Below are 14,495 nucleotides of genomic sequence, written 5' to 3'. Positions count from 1 at the left end.
GGCGCGTTCCCCTCGGCTCTCGGTTCGCGCTCGAGCCGGGACTTCCCACCCCGTGCCGCCATTGTCACCCGAAGTCCGGGGAGGTGGTCCTCTCCATATGACCAAAAAGTCCGCGACGAGGCGTCAACCCCCGGGTCCAACTCCGCGTACTCCTGCGGTATGACGCGAGGGTGGAGAACGTCCACCCACCCGTAGGGGAAGACGGGGTCGACGAGGGCGGCGAGGGTGGAGAGCGTCCACCCACCCGTAGGGAAAGAGGGGGTCGACGAGGGCGGCGAGGGCCCGGCGTCACCCGGCCCGGTGCACCACGAGTTCGCACATCTCCGTGAGCGCCTTCTTCGCCGCGCAGTCCGGCAGCGGGGCCAGCGCGGAGCGCGCCTCCTCCGCGTACCGCACCGTGTCCCGCCGCGCCTGTTCGAGCGCCGGGTGCCCGCGCAGCAGCTCCAGCGCCTCGGTGAGCCGGGCGTCGTCGCTCAGGTCGGAGTCGAGCAGCGCGCACAGGGCCGCGTCCTCCGGCAGCCCGAGCCGCTCGGCCTGCTCGCGCAGCCGCAGCACCGGCAGCGTGGGGATGCCCTCGCGCAGGTCGGTGCCCGGCGTCTTGCCGGACTCGCGGGAGTCGGAGGCGATGTCGAGGACGTCGTCGGCGAGCTGGAAGGCGACGCCGAGCCGCTCCCCGTACTGCGTCAGCACGTCCACGACCGTCTCGTCGGCGCCGGACATCATCGCGCCGAACCGGCAGGCCACCGCGACCAGCGAGCCGGTCTTGCCGGCCAGCACGTCGAGGTAGTGGTCGACCGGGTCCCGGCCGTCGCGCGGCCCGGCGGTCTCCAGGATCTGCCCGGTGACCAGCCGTTCGAACGCCTCCGCCTGGATGCGGACCGCCTCGGGGCCGAGGTCGGCCAGCATGTGGGAGGCGCGGGAGAAGAGGAAGTCGCCGGTGAGGACCGCGACCGAGTTGCCCCAGCGGGTGTTCGCGCTGTCCACCCCGCGCCGCACCTCGGCCTCGTCCATGACGTCGTCGTGGTAGAGCGTGGCGAGGTGGGTGAGCTCGACGACGACCGCCGAGGGCACGATCCCCGGCGCGTACGGGTCGCCGAACTGCGCCGCCAGCATCACCAGCAGCGGCCGGAACCGCTTCCCGCCCGCGCGGACGAGGTGCTGGGCGGCCTCCGTGATGAAGGGGACCTCGCTCTTGGTGGCGCCGAGCAGGCCCTCCTCGACAGCCGTCAGACCGACCTGGACATCGGCTTCCAGAGCCTGGTCCCGCACGCTCAGCCCGAATGGCCCGACGACGGTCACGAGGGGTCTCCTGTCTGCTGGTGTCTGGTGACGGTTACACGGTTTGTCGATAGGTCGCTGCCCTCACTCAAGTCAGCGTATCCGGTCATGTTTCGATCACCACGAGCGCCCATGGTTCCAGGCCGGGACGTATCGGATCAGAGACGGCATGTTCGTGATCGGGTGATACGCGCAGTTATTTAGTGACACACGCATGATCACACCACGGCACTTCCTCGGCGGATCCCGTCGGCGCCACCCGGACGACACCGGGACATCTCGCGCGGCCGACTTGCGGAATATTGAACCTTTCCGCACCATACGCCCGGCTCGTCCGGCCAGTGAGTTGGGTCACGCGCCACCCCCGTCGGCCGCGGACAACCGGAAGCACGCATTCCCCTTACCAGGGTGCCCAGTTGAGCTCCACGCCGCACAAAGGATCAACAGCCCAAAACGCCCACCACAAGATCAACCGGGGAGAACCACGTTTTCGTCACTTGTTCCTCACAGGTTCTCTCGCATAGCTTCCTCCCCGATCCGGACGGAACGCCGAGTCCTGCCGCCGCCCGGAACACCCATTCACCCATCTCGCACGGCAGGAGCGGGGGACCCAGGTAAGTCGCCGGTCCGGGGCAAGTCCCGGACCGGCTAGGGGTGAAGCCGGATGCGCGCTCGCGTGCGGGCCGGCCGGGCACCTCCCAGCCCGAACCCGACAGCTCACCTCGCAGGCGACGGAGAGGACATCCGCCATGCCCCGCTTCGCCCTGCCCGGCTTCCGCCTGCCCACCCGCGCCGTGATCGCCGCCGGCACCGGTGCCGCCGCCCTCGCCCTGCCGCTGTTCGGCGCGACCCAGGCGTCCGCCGCCACGACGACGACCGCGGCGACCACCACCGCGGCCACGACCACCTCGGCCGCCTACACCGACAACCTGGACGGCTGGATCCAGCAGTCCCTGGCGATCATGGCCCAGAACGGCATCCCCGGCAGCTACGACGGCATCCACCGCAACATCATGCGCGAGTCCTCGGGCAACCCGCTCGCCGTGAACAACTGGGACTCCAACGCCGCGGCGGGCACCCCGTCCAAGGGCCTGCTCCAGATCATCGACCCCACCTTCCTCGTCTACCACGTGCCCGGCACCGCGCTCGACCCGTTCGACCCGGTCGCCAACATCACCGCGTCCTGCAACTACGCGGCCGCGCGCTACGGCTCGATCGACAACGTGTACGGCGCGTACTGAGCCGGCCGACCCCCAGGGGCCCGGTTGCCCCCAGGGACCCGGCCGCCCGGGACGGGGGTCGTACGGGCTTCAGGCCCGGCCCGGGAAGAGGCGTTCGAGGACGACGGCGATGCCGTCGTCCTCGTTCGACGCCGTGACCTCGTCGGCGACCGCCTTGAGTTCGGGATGGGCGTTGGCCATGGCCACGCCGTGGGCCGCCCAGTCGAACATGGGGATGTCGTTGGGCATGTCCCCGAAGGCGAGAGTCTCGGCCGGGGACAGCCCCAGCCGCTCGGCCGCCAGCGCGAGCCCGGTCGCCTTCGTCACGCCGCATGGCTGGAGTTCGACGGTCCCCGGCCCCGACATGGTGACCGTGGCCAGTGAACCGACCGCTCCCCGGGCCGCCGCCGCCAGTTCGTCGTCGGAGAGGTAGGGGTGGCGCAGCAGCACCTTGCTGATCGGCTCGGCCCACAGGTCGTCGCGCCGGCCGACCCGTACGGCCGGCAGGGTGGGGTGCGGCATGAGGTAGCCGGGCTCGATCAGCGTCAGCCCGTCCGCGCCGTCCTGGTCGACGGCGGCGTACACCTCGCCGACCTCGGCCTCCACCTTGCCGAGCGCGGTCTCGGCCAGCTCGCGGTCCAGCGTGACGGACCACAGCAGCCGGTCCGCGCCGGCGTCGTACAACTGCGCGCCCTGCCCGCACACCGCGAGCCCCTGACCGCCCAGGTCCTCCAGGAGCGGGCGCACCCTCGGCGCCGGCCGCCCCGTCACCACCAGGTGTGTCGCCCCGGCCGCGGCCACCCGCGCGAGCGCGGCGAGGGACCGGTCGGAGAGCGTGTCGTCGCCGCGCAGCAGCGTTCCGTCCAGGTCAGTGGCGATGAGGGCATATGCGGTGGGTGCGGCCATGATCAGAGAATACGGATGTCACGCCCCACCGACCCGCCCCGAACCGGACGACGTCCGCTTTCTCGTGTGCAACGACCGGCCCGACAACGACAGTTGGCGCACGGCGCCTACGCCGTCCGCCAACACCCGCCCCGCGTACCGCCCGTCTCACGTCAACATCCGTCCCGCGCACTGCCCGCCGACCCGTCAACACACCTCCCGCGAACTGCCCGCCGGCCCGTCAACACCCATCGCGCACACTGCGCGCCGTCCCGCCCACACCCGCCCCGCCCACTGCGCGCCGTCCCGCCCGCACCCGCCCCGCCCACTGCCCATGGCGGGCGACTCGGCCGTAACGTGTGGCGCGACCACCGGGAACGCGTCCGCCCGCCACCAGCGGGAGCCGTGTCCCCGCCCGGCGCGCACGAAAGCGAGGCAGCACCGCATGCCCCCGTTCGACGTCCCCGAGGGCGACCCCTTCGGCCCGCACAATCTCCCCTACGGCGTGTTCACCCCGCCCGGCGGCACCGCGCGGACGGTCGGCGTCCGGCTCGGCGACCACGTGCTCGACGCGGGCGCGGCGGCCCTCGCCCTCGGCTCGCCGTACGCCTCGCTGCTCGCCCGGCCTACGCTGAACCCGCTGCTGGCCGCGGGCCGCACCGCCTGGTCCGACGTCCGGCGCGCGCTGACCGCGTGGGTCACCGTCCCCTCCCACCAGGAGGCGGTCGCCGGACTGCTGCACCCGCTGTCCGGGGTGCGGCTCCATCTGCCCTTCGAGGTCGCGGACTACGTCGACTTCTACTCCTCCGAGCACCACGCGCGGAACGTCGGGCAGATCTTCCGCCCGGACGCGGCCGACTCCCTCACCCCGAACTGGAAGCACCTGCCCATCGGTTACCACGGGCGTTCGGGCACGGTCGTGGTGTCCGGCACGGAGGTCGTACGGCCGTCCGGGCAGCGCAAGACGCCGACCGACGCCGAACCGGTGTTCGGTCCCTCGGTGCGGCTCGACATCGAGGCGGAGGTCGGCTTCGTCGTCGGGACGCCCTCACCGCTGGGCCGGCCCGTGCCGCTGGCCGCCTTCCGCGACCACGTGTTCGGGCTGTGCCTGCTCAACGACTGGTCGGCCCGGGACGTCCAGGCGTGGGAGTACGTGCCGCTCGGCCCGTTTCTCGGCAAGTCCTTCGCCACGTCGGTGTCGGCGTGGATCACCCCGCTCGACGCCCTGGAGGAGGCGCGGGTCGCCCCGCCGGAGCGTACGCACGCGCTGCTGCCGTACCTGGACGACTCCGGCTCCGACGAGGGGCCCGGCGGCTACGACCTGCGGCTGTCCGTCGCGGTCAACGGCCACGTGGTGTCCGAACCGCCGTTCGCCACGATGTACTGGACGGCCGCGCAGCAGCTCGCCCACATGACGGTGAACGGGGCCTCGCTGCGGACGGGCGACCTGTACGGGTCGGGGACGGTCAGCGGACCGGGGCCGCGTGAACGGGGCTCGCTGCTCGAACTGACCTGGAACGGCCGGGACCCGCTGGCACTGCCCGGGGGCGACCGTACGTTCCTCCAGGACGGCGACGAGGTCACGCTCACGGCATGGGCCCCCGGGCCGGACGGGGCCCGGGTGGGCCTCGGTGAGGTGTCGGGGCGGATCGTCCCGGGCGAACGGTAGGGCGCGGAACGCGGCGGGAGAGAGGGCCGGAAGAGGCCGTCACGGCGGCGGGGAGAGGCCGTCACGGCGGCGAGGAGAGGCCGTCCCGGTGGCGCATCTCACCCCCTCCCCCGCGAAACCCCAGGTCAGCCCGTGATCTGACGCTCCCCCACATGGCGCAACACTCCGGCAACACCCCATACCCCACTGTTTCAGTAGGGTTCCCCGCATGCCACCCACCGACCGCATCCGGGACCACGCCGGCCAGGGCGCGACCACCGTCGCCGCCCGCCGGCGCCGGCTGCGCGCGGACCGGGCGCGGCAGCTCGCCGACCTGCTGCGCCGGCAGATCCTGACCGGCGGCTTCCCCACCGGCTCCCTCCCCCACGAGGCCGCCCTCGGCACCGAGTACGCCGCCTCCCGCAACACCGTCCGCCAGGCCCTGGACCTGCTGCGCGCCGAGCGCCTGGTGGACCGGCTCCCCGGCGTCGGCACGGTCGTCGTGGCCCGCAAGTACCCGCACGGCCTCGACCGGCTGATGGGCCTCGCGGAAACCCTGCACGAACACGGCGACGTCACCAACGAGGTCCGCACCATGGGCCCCGCCGCGGCGCCCGCCCCGGTGGCCGAGCGGCTCCGCCTCCCGGCCGGCGCCGACGTCCTCTGCATCGAGCGCCTGCGCCGTCTGAACGGCCTTCCGCTCTCCCTCGACCTCACCTACGTCCCCCTCGACATCGGCACCTCCCTGCTCGGCGCCGACCTGGAGCACACCGACGTGTTCCGGCTCCTGGAGGCCGTGACCGGGCAGCCGCTCGGCCACGCCGACATCACCCTGGAGGCGGTGAACGCGGACGCCCACTCCGCCGCCGTGCTCCAGGCGCCGCGCGGCGCCGCCGTCCTGATGCTGGAGCGGCTGACCCACCTCGCCGACGGCCGCCCCGTCGACCTGGAGTTCATCCGCTTCCGCGGCGACCGCATCACCATGAGCGGCCAGCTGCGCCGCTCCCTGCATTAATCCCCCCTCCGCCCCTCCGCCTTCTCCGCCCCCCTTGCCCTCTCCATCCTCTCCATCCTCTTCGTCCTCTTCCGTCGTACGACCTCATCGGAGACAGCCATGGCCTTGGCGCCCCAGCGGGCCGACGTGCCCGTGACCATCGACGAGTCCAAGTGCATCGACGGCTGCACGCTCTGCGTGGACATGTGCCCGCTGGACTCCCTCGCCATCGACGAGAGCAACGGCAAGGCGTACATGCACGTCGACGAGTGCTGGTACTGCGGCCCGTGCGCGGCCCGGTGTCCCACCGGAGCCGTCACGGTCAACATGCCCTACCTGCTCCGCTGAACTCATCGACCCGCTCCGGCGAGAGGCCCGAACCCTCATGAAACCCAAGGCAGCCGCCGCGGCCGCCGTGCTCCTGCTGCCGCTCACCGCCTGCGGCGGCAACGCGGCGGCCGGGGACGGCTCCACGGTCACCGTCACCGTCGGCTACCAGTCCAAGACCATCAACACCGTCACCGCCGGCACACTGCTGCGCTCCCTCGGCTACTTTGAGAAGGAGCTGAACTCCCTCGGCGACGGCAAGCACTACAAGGTCCAGTGGCAGGACTACGCCACCGGCGCCCCGATCACCGCGCAGATGACCGCCGGGAAGATCGACATCGGCTCGATGGGCGACTTCCCGCTGCTGATCAACGCGGCCCGCGGCACGCAGCTCAACAAGCCGACCCGGCTGGTCTCCGTCACCGGCTACAACCTCCGCGGCGGCCTCAACACCATCGTCACCGACCCGGACTCGACGCTCGCCTCCCTGAAGGACCTCAAGGGCAAGAAGGTCTCCACCAGCATCGGCTCCGCCGCCGACGGCACACTCGTCCGCGCCCTGCAACGCGCCGGGATCGACCCGGACAAGGGCGTCGAGAAGCTCAACCAGCAGCCTGCGGTGGGTGCCTCGGCGCTCTCCTCGGGCAGCGTCGACGCCCTCTCGCAGTTCGTCGCCTGGCCCGGACTGCTCGCCTACCAGGGCAAGGCCAAGGCCCTGTACGACGGCGCCGAGCTGAACCTGCCCACCTTCCACGGCGTCACCGTCGTCAAGGATTTCGCCGAGCGGCGCCCCGCCGTCCTTCAGGCGTTCCTCAAGGCCCAGACGGAGGCGACCGACTACCTCGACGACCACCCGGTGGCCGCCGCCGAGAAGGTCGCCAAGGCCACCGGGCTGCCCGCCGAGGTCGTCTACCTCTACAACGGCGCCCACGGCATCGCCACCTTCGACCCCAGCGTCAAACCGCGGTTGATCTCCGCGCTGAAGCAGGACGTCTCGATCCTGAAGGCCGCCAAGCTGACCGGCGACATCGACGTGGACTCCTTCGTCGACGACTCCTATGTCAAGAAGGCCCTCGGCGCCTCCTACGCCAAGAGGCTCGCCGCCGGCCCGCCCGCCGCCGCGAGCGAGGCCTGGCCCAAGGGCGCCGACGCCACCAAGCGCTTCCGCTCCCCTGACGCCCTGCTGAAGTACACGGCCGGGCACGGCAAGGACCTCCGCGCGGCCTACGTGCCCGACACCGCCACCGGCACCCTGTGGTTCGCCGACAAGGCGGTGTGGGTGGCCGACGGCGGCCGGCTGCTGCCGTTCGTCACCCCGGACACCGCGAAGGCGTACACCGCCGCGCACGCGGGCGCCCGTACCGTCTCGTACGCGACGGCGCGGGAGCTGGCCTCATGACCCGGTATCTGCTGCGGATCGCCTCGCTCGCCGCCGCCCTCGGCCTCTGGCAGGTGCTGACCGCCTACGACGTCGACGTGTGGCTGCGCTTCTCGCAGTTCCCCACCGTCACCGACGTGGCCCGCGCCTTCGCCGACCGGCTGTCCGGACCCGACTACTGGACCGACCTCACCGACAGCCTCACCCGGATCGTCCTCGGCTTCGTCCTCGCGGCCGTGCTCGGGGTCGCGGCGGGCGTGCTGGTGGCCCGCTCGCGGCTCGCCGAGGATCTGCTCGGCCCGGTCCTGGAGGTGATCCGCCCGGTCCCGGCGATCGCCCTGGTCCCCGTCGCCATCCTCCTGTTCCCCTCCAACGAGCAGGGCATCGTCTTCATCACCTGCACCGCCGCCTTCTTCCCGGTCCTGGTCTCCACCCGGCACGCGGTGCGCGCGCTGGTCCCGGTCTGGGAGGAGGCGGTGCGGACCATGGGCGGCGGCCGGTGGCGGGTGCTGGGCTCGGTGGTGCTGCCGGGGGCGCTGCCCGGCATCTTCGGCGGGCTCTCGGTCGGCATCGGGGTGTCCTGGATCTGCGTGATCTCCGCCGAGATGATCTCCGGCCAGTACGGCGTCGGCTACCGCACCTGGCAGGACTACACCGTCGTCGACTACCCCGGCGTGTTCGTCGGCATGGTCACCATCGGCGTCCTCGGCTGGGTCACGTCCACCGCCGTGGAGCTGCTGGGGCGCCGGCTCACGCGCTGGCTGCCGCGTACGTCGTACGTACCCGGCGCACGGACGCCCCGGGCGCCGCGCGGTTCCCGGGCGTCCCGGGCGGTCCGTACGCGCACCGCTTCCGGTTCCCTGCCGCAGCAGCCGACCACCGAGGAGGCGGTCCCGCATGACCAGCTCATCTGACGTCCGCCGGGCATCCGGCACCGTGCCCGGAGCCGTCGCGGCGGCCCCGGCGCGCGGTGCGGGGCTCGCGCTCCGGGGCGCCGCCCTCGGCAGGCCCGGCGCGCCCGCGCTCGCCGGCGTCGGCCTCGACGTGGCGCCCGGCGAGATCCTCACCGTCGTCGGCCCCTCCGGCTGCGGCAAGTCGACGCTGCTGCGCACCCTCGCCGGGCTGCTCCCGGCACTCGACGGAACGGTGGAGCAGGACGGCCTGCCGCTCACCGGCCCTGCCGCCGAACGCGCCCTGGTCTTCCAGGAGGACGCCCTGCTGCCCTGGCGCACCCTGCGCGCCAACGTCGAACTCCCGCTCGCCATCGCCGGACTGACCCGCGCCGAGCGCCGGACGCAGGCGGAGGCCTGGCTGGGCCGGGTCGGCCTCACCGAGCAGGCGCGGAAGCTGCCGCACCGGGTCTCCGGCGGGCAGCGCCAGCGCGCCCAGCTCGCCCGCGCGCTGGCGGCGGCCCCGCGTGCCGTCCTGATGGACGAGCCCTTCGGCGCGCTGGACGCCCAGACCCGCGCGGGGATGCAGGACCTGCTGGTGGACGTGCTCCGCGGCACCGGCGCCACGGTCGTCTTCGTCACCCACGACGTGGACGAGGCGCTGTTCCTCGGCGACCGGGTGGCGCTGCTCGGCGCGGGCCGGCTGCTCGGCGTGCGCGAGGTCCCGCGCCCCCGCGACCGGTCCGCCCACGACGACCCGGCCCGCGTCGCCCTGCGGCGCACGGTCCTGGAGTCGCTGGGGGACCGCCGGGAGCCCGGAGCGGATTCCTCCGCCCCCGCCGATTCCTCCGCTCCCCCCAAGAACTGAGAGGCAGCCCCGTGGACATCCCCGCCCTCACCGACGCCGAAGAGCTGTCCTGCGACGTCCTGGTCATCGGCGGCGGCACGGCCGGCACGATGGCGGCGCTGACGGCCGCCGAGCACGGCGCGGACGTACTGCTGCTGGAGAAGGCGCACGTCCGGCACTCCGGCGCGCTCGCCATGGGCATGGACGGCGTCAACAACGCGGTCATCCCCGGCCGTGCCGAGCCGGACGACTACGTCGCCGAGATCACCCGCGCCAACGACGGCATCGTCGACCAGTCCACCGTCCGCCAGACCGCCACCCGCGGCTTCGACATGGTGCGGCGGCTGGAGTCGTACGGGGTGAAGTTCGAGAAGGACGAGCACGGCGAGTACGCGGTGCGGCAGGTGCACCGCTCGGGTTCGTACGTGCTGCCGATGCCGGAGGGCAAGGACGTCAAGAAGGTCCTCTACCGGCAGTTGCGGCGGCGCGAGATGCGGGAGCGGATCCGCATCGAGAACCGGGTGATGCCGGTGCGCGTGCTGACGGCCGGGGGCCGGGCCGTGGGCGCGGCGGGCTTCCACACCCGCTCCGGGCGGTTCGTCACCGTCCGCGCGGGGGCGGTGATCCTCGCCACCGGCGCCGCCGGCCGGCTCGGCCTGCCCGCCTCCGGCTACCTCTACGGCACCTACGAGAACCCCACCAACGCCGGTGACGGCTACTCCATGGCGTACCACGCGGGCGCCGAGCTCACCGGCATCGAGTGCTTCCAGATCAACCCGCTGATCAAGGACTACAACGGCCCCGCCTGCGCCTACGTCGCCAATCCGTTCGGCGGCTACCAGGTCAACCGGCACGGCGAACGCTTCGTCGACTCCGACTACTGGTCGGGACAGATGATGTCCGAGTTCGCGGCGGAGGTGGCCAGCGACCGGGGGCCGGTGTACCTGAAGCTGAGCCATCTGCCCGAGGAGTCGGTCTCGGCGCTGGAGTCGATCCTGCACTCCACCGAGCGCCCCACCCGCGGCACCTTTCACGCCGGGCGCGGCCACGACTACCGCACCCACGACGTCGAGATGCACATCTCCGAGATCGGCCTGTGCAGCGGCCACTCCGCCTCCGGGGTCCGCGTCGACGACCACGCCCGTACGACCGTGCCCCGGCTGTACGCCGCCGGTGACATGGCGTGCGTGCCGCACAACTACATGATCGGCGCGTTCGTCTTCGGCGATCTCGCGGGTGCGGACGCCGCCCAGTACACGGCCTACCGGGGCGAGTTGCCGGACGACCAGGTGCGCGAGGCGCACGAGCTGATCTACCGTCCGCTGCGCCATCCGGACGGTCCGCCGCAGACCCAGGTCGAGTACAAGCTGCGCCGCTTCGTCAACGACTACGTGGCACCGCCGAAGTCGGGGGCCCGGCTGTCGCTGGCGCTGGAGGCGTTCGAGCGGATGCGCGGTGACATCGCGTCGATGGGCGCGCGCACCCCGCACGAGCTGATGCGCTGCGCCGAGGTCTCCTTCATCCGCGACTGCGCGGAGATGGCCGCGCGGTCCTCGCTGGCCCGTACGGAGTCCCGCTGGGGCCTCTACCACGAGCGCGTCGACATCCCCGCGCGCGACGACGACTCCTGGTTCCACCATCTCGATCTGCACAAGTCCCCCTCCGGTTCGATGGTCTTCACGGCACGGCCGGTCGAGCCGTACCTGGTGCCGGTCGAGGGCTTCACCCCGACCGGCGGCCCCGCCCGGCTGCTCGGCGAGGTCCATCCCGAGCAGGTCGCCACGGCCGGCGCGCGGGACGCGGCACCGGTCGCGGCCGGCGGTCCGGCCGACGCGGCGGCCGGTGACGCCGGTGCGGGCGGCGTGGGCGGAGGCGCCGAGGCGTTGGCCTCGCCCCGGCTGCTCGGGCTTCTCGCCCTCGCCGAGGAGGAACCCGATCTCGACGCCCTGCTGCCCTTCCTCGGCGACCCGGCCGCCCCGGTGCGCCGGGTCGCGGTCACCGTCCTCACCGAGACCGTGCCGCCCGGTACCGGGCCGGCGCTCGCCGGTGCCCTGTCCGACGCCGACGCCGACGTGCGCGCCACCGCCGCCGCCTCGCTGCGGGAGCTCGTGGAGACGCTCCCGGCGGAGCCGGCCCTGCGCGAGCCCCTCGTCCACGCCCTCGCCGGGCCCGACCCCGTCGTCAAGGCCGCCGCCCTCGACGTCCTGCGCGCCCTGCGCCTGGGCGACGCCGGGATCTACGCCGGGGCGTTGGACGACGCGGACATCGCCGTCCGCGTCGAGGCGGTCCGCGCCCTGGTGTCCGTGGACGCGGCCGGCCCCCTGGCCCGGGCCGCCGCCGACTCCTCCCGCGAGGTCCGGGTCGCGGTGGCCAAGGCCCTGGCCACGCTGGGCACGGTCGGAGTGTCCGCGTCCGCCGGCTCCGGTGCGGGCGGCCTCCTCGCCGCGCTGGAGCCGCTCACCGGCGACCCGGACGCCCTGGTGCGCGGGGCGGCCTTCGAGGCGCTGGCGGCCACGGGATGCTCGGCGCCGTTCGCCGGGCGGGCCGTCGCCGCGCTGGCCGACGGTGCGTGGCAGGTGCGGGTGGGTGCCGCGACCGCGCTGGGCGCCGCGGACCCCGACGTCGCGGTCCCCGCGCTGGCCAAGGCCCTGGCCGACCCCAACGCGGACGTCCGCAAGGCGGCGGTGCTGGCGTTGCTCCGGCATACGGAGCGCGGGGTGCCGGGCGCGCCCGAAGCGGCCGGCGGGCCCGGCGCCGTGGCGGCCGCGCGGGCGGCGCTGGCCACGGCCGTTACGGATACGGACGCGGACGTCCGTGCGTATGCGGCACGGGTCGGGGGCGCCTGAGAGCTCGGGGGGCTCGGTGCGTGCGCGGGTGCGGGTGGGTCAGTGGTTGCTCGCGCAGTTCCCCGCGCCCCTGACGGGGCTCGGCCCTCCCCGCGAGCGCGGGTCCGTCGTGGTTGCTCGCACCCGCCGCGGCGGAGCCGCGGATCCAATACAGCCCCGCGCCTCTGACGGGGCCCCGGCCCCTCGCGGAACGCGCCCGGCGCGGCTATATCTCCTCCTCCGCCGCTCCCGACACGGACGCCAACGCCCCCAGTACCCCCTCCCCGTACGTCGCCAGTTTCTTCTCGCCCACTCCGCTGATCGCGCCCAGTTCCGCCACCGTGGTGGGGCGGGCCGTCGCGATCTCGCGGAGGGTCGCGTCGTGGAAGATGATGTACGCGGGGACGCCCTGTTCGCGGGCCTGGTCGGCGCGCCAGGCGCGCAGCGCCTCGAACGCGGGGACCAACTCGGCCGGGAGTTCGGGCGCCGCCGCCCGTGCCTTGCGCTCGCCCCGGCCGCCGCCGGACGACCGGGGCGCCGCCGGCTTCTTCGGCTCCTTGCGCAGCGGCACCTCCCGCCCGTGCCACAGCACCGCCCCGCTCTCCTCGGTGAGCACCAGCGTGCCGTACTCGCCCTCGACCGCGAGCAGCCCCTGGGCCAGCAACTGCCGCACCACGCCCCGCCATTCGCCCTCGGCCAGCTCGTCGCCGATGCCGAACACCGAGAGCTGGTCGTGGTCGAACTGGATCACCTTCGCCGTGCGCTTGCCCAGCAGGATGTCGATGATCTGGCCGGTGCCGAACTTCTGCCGCCGCTCCCGCTCCAGCCGCCACACCGTGGAGAGCACCTTCTGCGCGGCCACCGTGCCGTCCCAGGTGTCCGGCGGAGTCAGACACGTGTCGCAGTTGCCGCAGGCCTCGGCCGCCGCGTCCTGGCCGAAGTAGGCGAGCAGCTGGCCCCGGCGGCAGCGGGCGGTCTCGCACAGCGCGAGCATGGCGTCGAGGTGGGAGGCGGCCCGTCTGCGGAACGTCTCGTCGCCCTCGCCGGACTGGAGCAGCTTGCGCTGCTGGACGACGTCGTTCAGGCCGTACGCCATCCAGGCCGTGGAGGGCAGTCCGTCGCGGCCCGCGCGGCCGGTCTCCTGGTAGTAGCCCTCGACCGACTTCGGCAGGTCCAGATGGGCGACGAACCGGACGTCCGGCTTGTCGATGCCCATGCCGAAAGCGATGGTCGCGACCACGACCAGGCCGTCCTCACGCAGGAAGCGGGACTGGTGGGCGGCGCGCGTGCCCGCGTCCAGGCCCGCGTGGTACGGCACGGCCTCGATGCCGTTGGCGCTGAGGAACTCGGCGGTCTTCTCCACGGAGTTGCGCGACAGGCAGTACACGATGCCCGCGTCACCGGGGTGTTCCTCGCGCAGGAAGGACAGGAGCTGCTTCTTCGGCTCCGCCTTCGGCACGATGCGGTACTGGATGTTGGGCCGGTCGAAGCTCGCCACGAAGTGGCGGGCGTCCGGCATGCCGAGCCGCTCGGTGATCTCCCGGTGCGTGGCGTGCGTCGCCGTGGCGGTGAGGGCGAGGCGCGGCACGTCGGGCCAGCGCTCGCCGAGCAGGGACAGGGCGAGGTAGTCGGGGCGGAAGTCGTGGCCCCACTGGGAGACGCAGTGCGCCTCGTCGATCGCGAAGACCGAGATCTTGCCGCGGGAGAGCAGCTCGCGCATCGGTTCCAGGCGCAGCCGCTCGGGTGCCAGGTAGAGCAGGTCGAGCTCGCCGGCGAGGAACTCGGCCTCGACCATCCGCCGCTCGTCGAAGTCCTGCGTGGAGTTCATGAACCCGGCACGCACGCCCAGCGCCCGCAGGGCGTCCACCTGGTCCTGCATCAGCGCGATCAGCGGCGAGATCACGACGCCCGTACCCGGTCTGACCAGGGCGGGGATCTGGTAGCACAAGGACTTTCCGGCGCCCGTCGGCATGAGCACCACGGCATCGCCGCCCGCGACGACGTGCTCGATGATCGCTTCCTGCTCGCCGCGGAAGGCGTCGTACCCGAAGACCCGGTGCAGCGTGGCCAGCGCCTCGCCGTCACCGCCCGCCGCCGGTACGCCTACGTCGGTCATCACAGCCGTCCCGCCCATCCCGTGCATCGCTCGTCCCCCGTACGTCGTCCCTCGACCACTGCGTCCACGATAGGCGCCCGCGCCGAC

General features: G+C 73.1%; 11 protein-coding genes and 1 riboswitch. Of the genes, 8 read left to right on the top strand and 3 right to left on the bottom strand.

The features are described from left to right. Nucleotides 1–288 precede the first annotated feature (288 nt). Nucleotides 289–1,299, bottom strand: coding sequence for a polyprenyl synthetase family protein (locus tag IO29_RS11105; protein WP_030379778.1), 1,011 nt, complete (start codon nucleotides 1,297–1,299; stop codon nucleotides 289–291). Nucleotides 1,300–1,848: 549 nt separating this feature from the next. Then, a riboswitch (cyclic di-AMP (ydaO/yuaA leader) is annotated at nucleotides 1,849–2,022 on the top strand. Between the two features lie 5 nt (nucleotides 2,023–2,027). Here IO29_RS11105 and IO29_RS11100 point away from each other — a divergent pair. Further along, nucleotides 2,028–2,519, top strand: coding sequence for a transglycosylase SLT domain-containing protein (locus tag IO29_RS11100; RefSeq protein WP_030379777.1), 492 nt, complete (start codon nucleotides 2,028–2,030; stop codon nucleotides 2,517–2,519). A 69-nt stretch (nucleotides 2,520–2,588) separates the two neighbouring features. Here IO29_RS11100 and IO29_RS11095 read toward each other — a convergent pair whose 3' ends face one another. Then, entirely contained in the window at nucleotides 2,589–3,404 is an 816-nt protein-coding gene (locus IO29_RS11095; RefSeq protein ID WP_030379776.1) for a Cof-type HAD-IIB family hydrolase, read from the bottom strand. Nucleotides 3,405–3,828: 424 nt separating this feature from the next. On the opposite strand from IO29_RS11095, the gene fahA reads away from it, so the two are divergent. The 7 genes from fahA (at nucleotide 3,829) to IO29_RS11060 (ending at nucleotide 12,313) form a co-directional block, all read left to right on the top strand. Further along, nucleotides 3,829–5,052, top strand: coding sequence for a fumarylacetoacetase (fahA, locus tag IO29_RS11090; protein ID WP_030379775.1), 1,224 nt, complete (start codon nucleotides 3,829–3,831; stop codon nucleotides 5,050–5,052). A gap of 208 nt (nucleotides 5,053–5,260) precedes the next feature. After that, nucleotides 5,261–6,046: a GntR family transcriptional regulator gene (locus IO29_RS11085; RefSeq protein WP_030379774.1), complete on the top strand. Its 786-nt coding sequence runs from the start codon at nucleotides 5,261–5,263 to the stop codon at nucleotides 6,044–6,046. Between the two features lie 99 nt (nucleotides 6,047–6,145). Then, nucleotides 6,146–6,373 carry a 4Fe-4S dicluster domain-containing protein gene (locus IO29_RS11080; RefSeq protein WP_030379773.1) on the top strand — a complete coding sequence of 76 codons (228 nt, stop codon included), beginning with the start codon at nucleotides 6,146–6,148 and terminating at the stop codon, nucleotides 6,371–6,373. 37 nt (nucleotides 6,374–6,410) lie between these two features. Continuing rightward, entirely contained in the window at nucleotides 6,411–7,751 is a 1,341-nt protein-coding gene (locus tag IO29_RS11075; RefSeq protein WP_030379772.1) for an ABC transporter substrate-binding protein, read from the top strand. Then, nucleotides 7,748–8,644 (top strand): ABC transporter permease, encoded by an 897-nt coding sequence (locus tag IO29_RS11070; protein WP_030379771.1) that lies wholly within the window; start codon nucleotides 7,748–7,750, stop codon nucleotides 8,642–8,644. The genes IO29_RS11075 and IO29_RS11070 overlap by 4 nt, the downstream gene beginning before the upstream one ends. Continuing rightward, nucleotides 8,628–9,488, top strand: a complete 861-nt coding sequence (locus IO29_RS11065; protein ID WP_078618273.1) for an ABC transporter ATP-binding protein — start codon at nucleotides 8,628–8,630, stop codon at nucleotides 9,486–9,488. The genes IO29_RS11070 and IO29_RS11065 overlap by 17 nt, the downstream gene beginning before the upstream one ends. A gap of 11 nt (nucleotides 9,489–9,499) precedes the next feature. Then, on the top strand, nucleotides 9,500–12,313 hold the full coding sequence (locus IO29_RS11060) for a fumarate reductase/succinate dehydrogenase flavoprotein subunit (protein ID WP_030379769.1): 2,814 nt from the start codon (nucleotides 9,500–9,502) through the stop codon (nucleotides 12,311–12,313). Between the two features lie 205 nt (nucleotides 12,314–12,518). Here the strand turns inward: IO29_RS11060 and recQ are convergent, their stop codons facing one another. Next, entirely contained in the window at nucleotides 12,519–14,435 is a 1,917-nt protein-coding gene (gene recQ / locus IO29_RS11055) for a DNA helicase RecQ (protein WP_051707477.1), read from the bottom strand. Nucleotides 14,436–14,495 lie beyond the last annotated feature (60 nt).

Origin of the sequence: Streptomyces sp. NRRL F-6676 (genome assembly GCF_000725625.1) — a bacterium.
GTDB lineage: Bacteria > Actinomycetota > Actinomycetes > Streptomycetales > Streptomycetaceae > Streptomyces.
The sequence above is the reverse complement of the archived record's forward strand: the minus strand, read 5'-3'. Positions and strand labels throughout refer to the sequence as shown.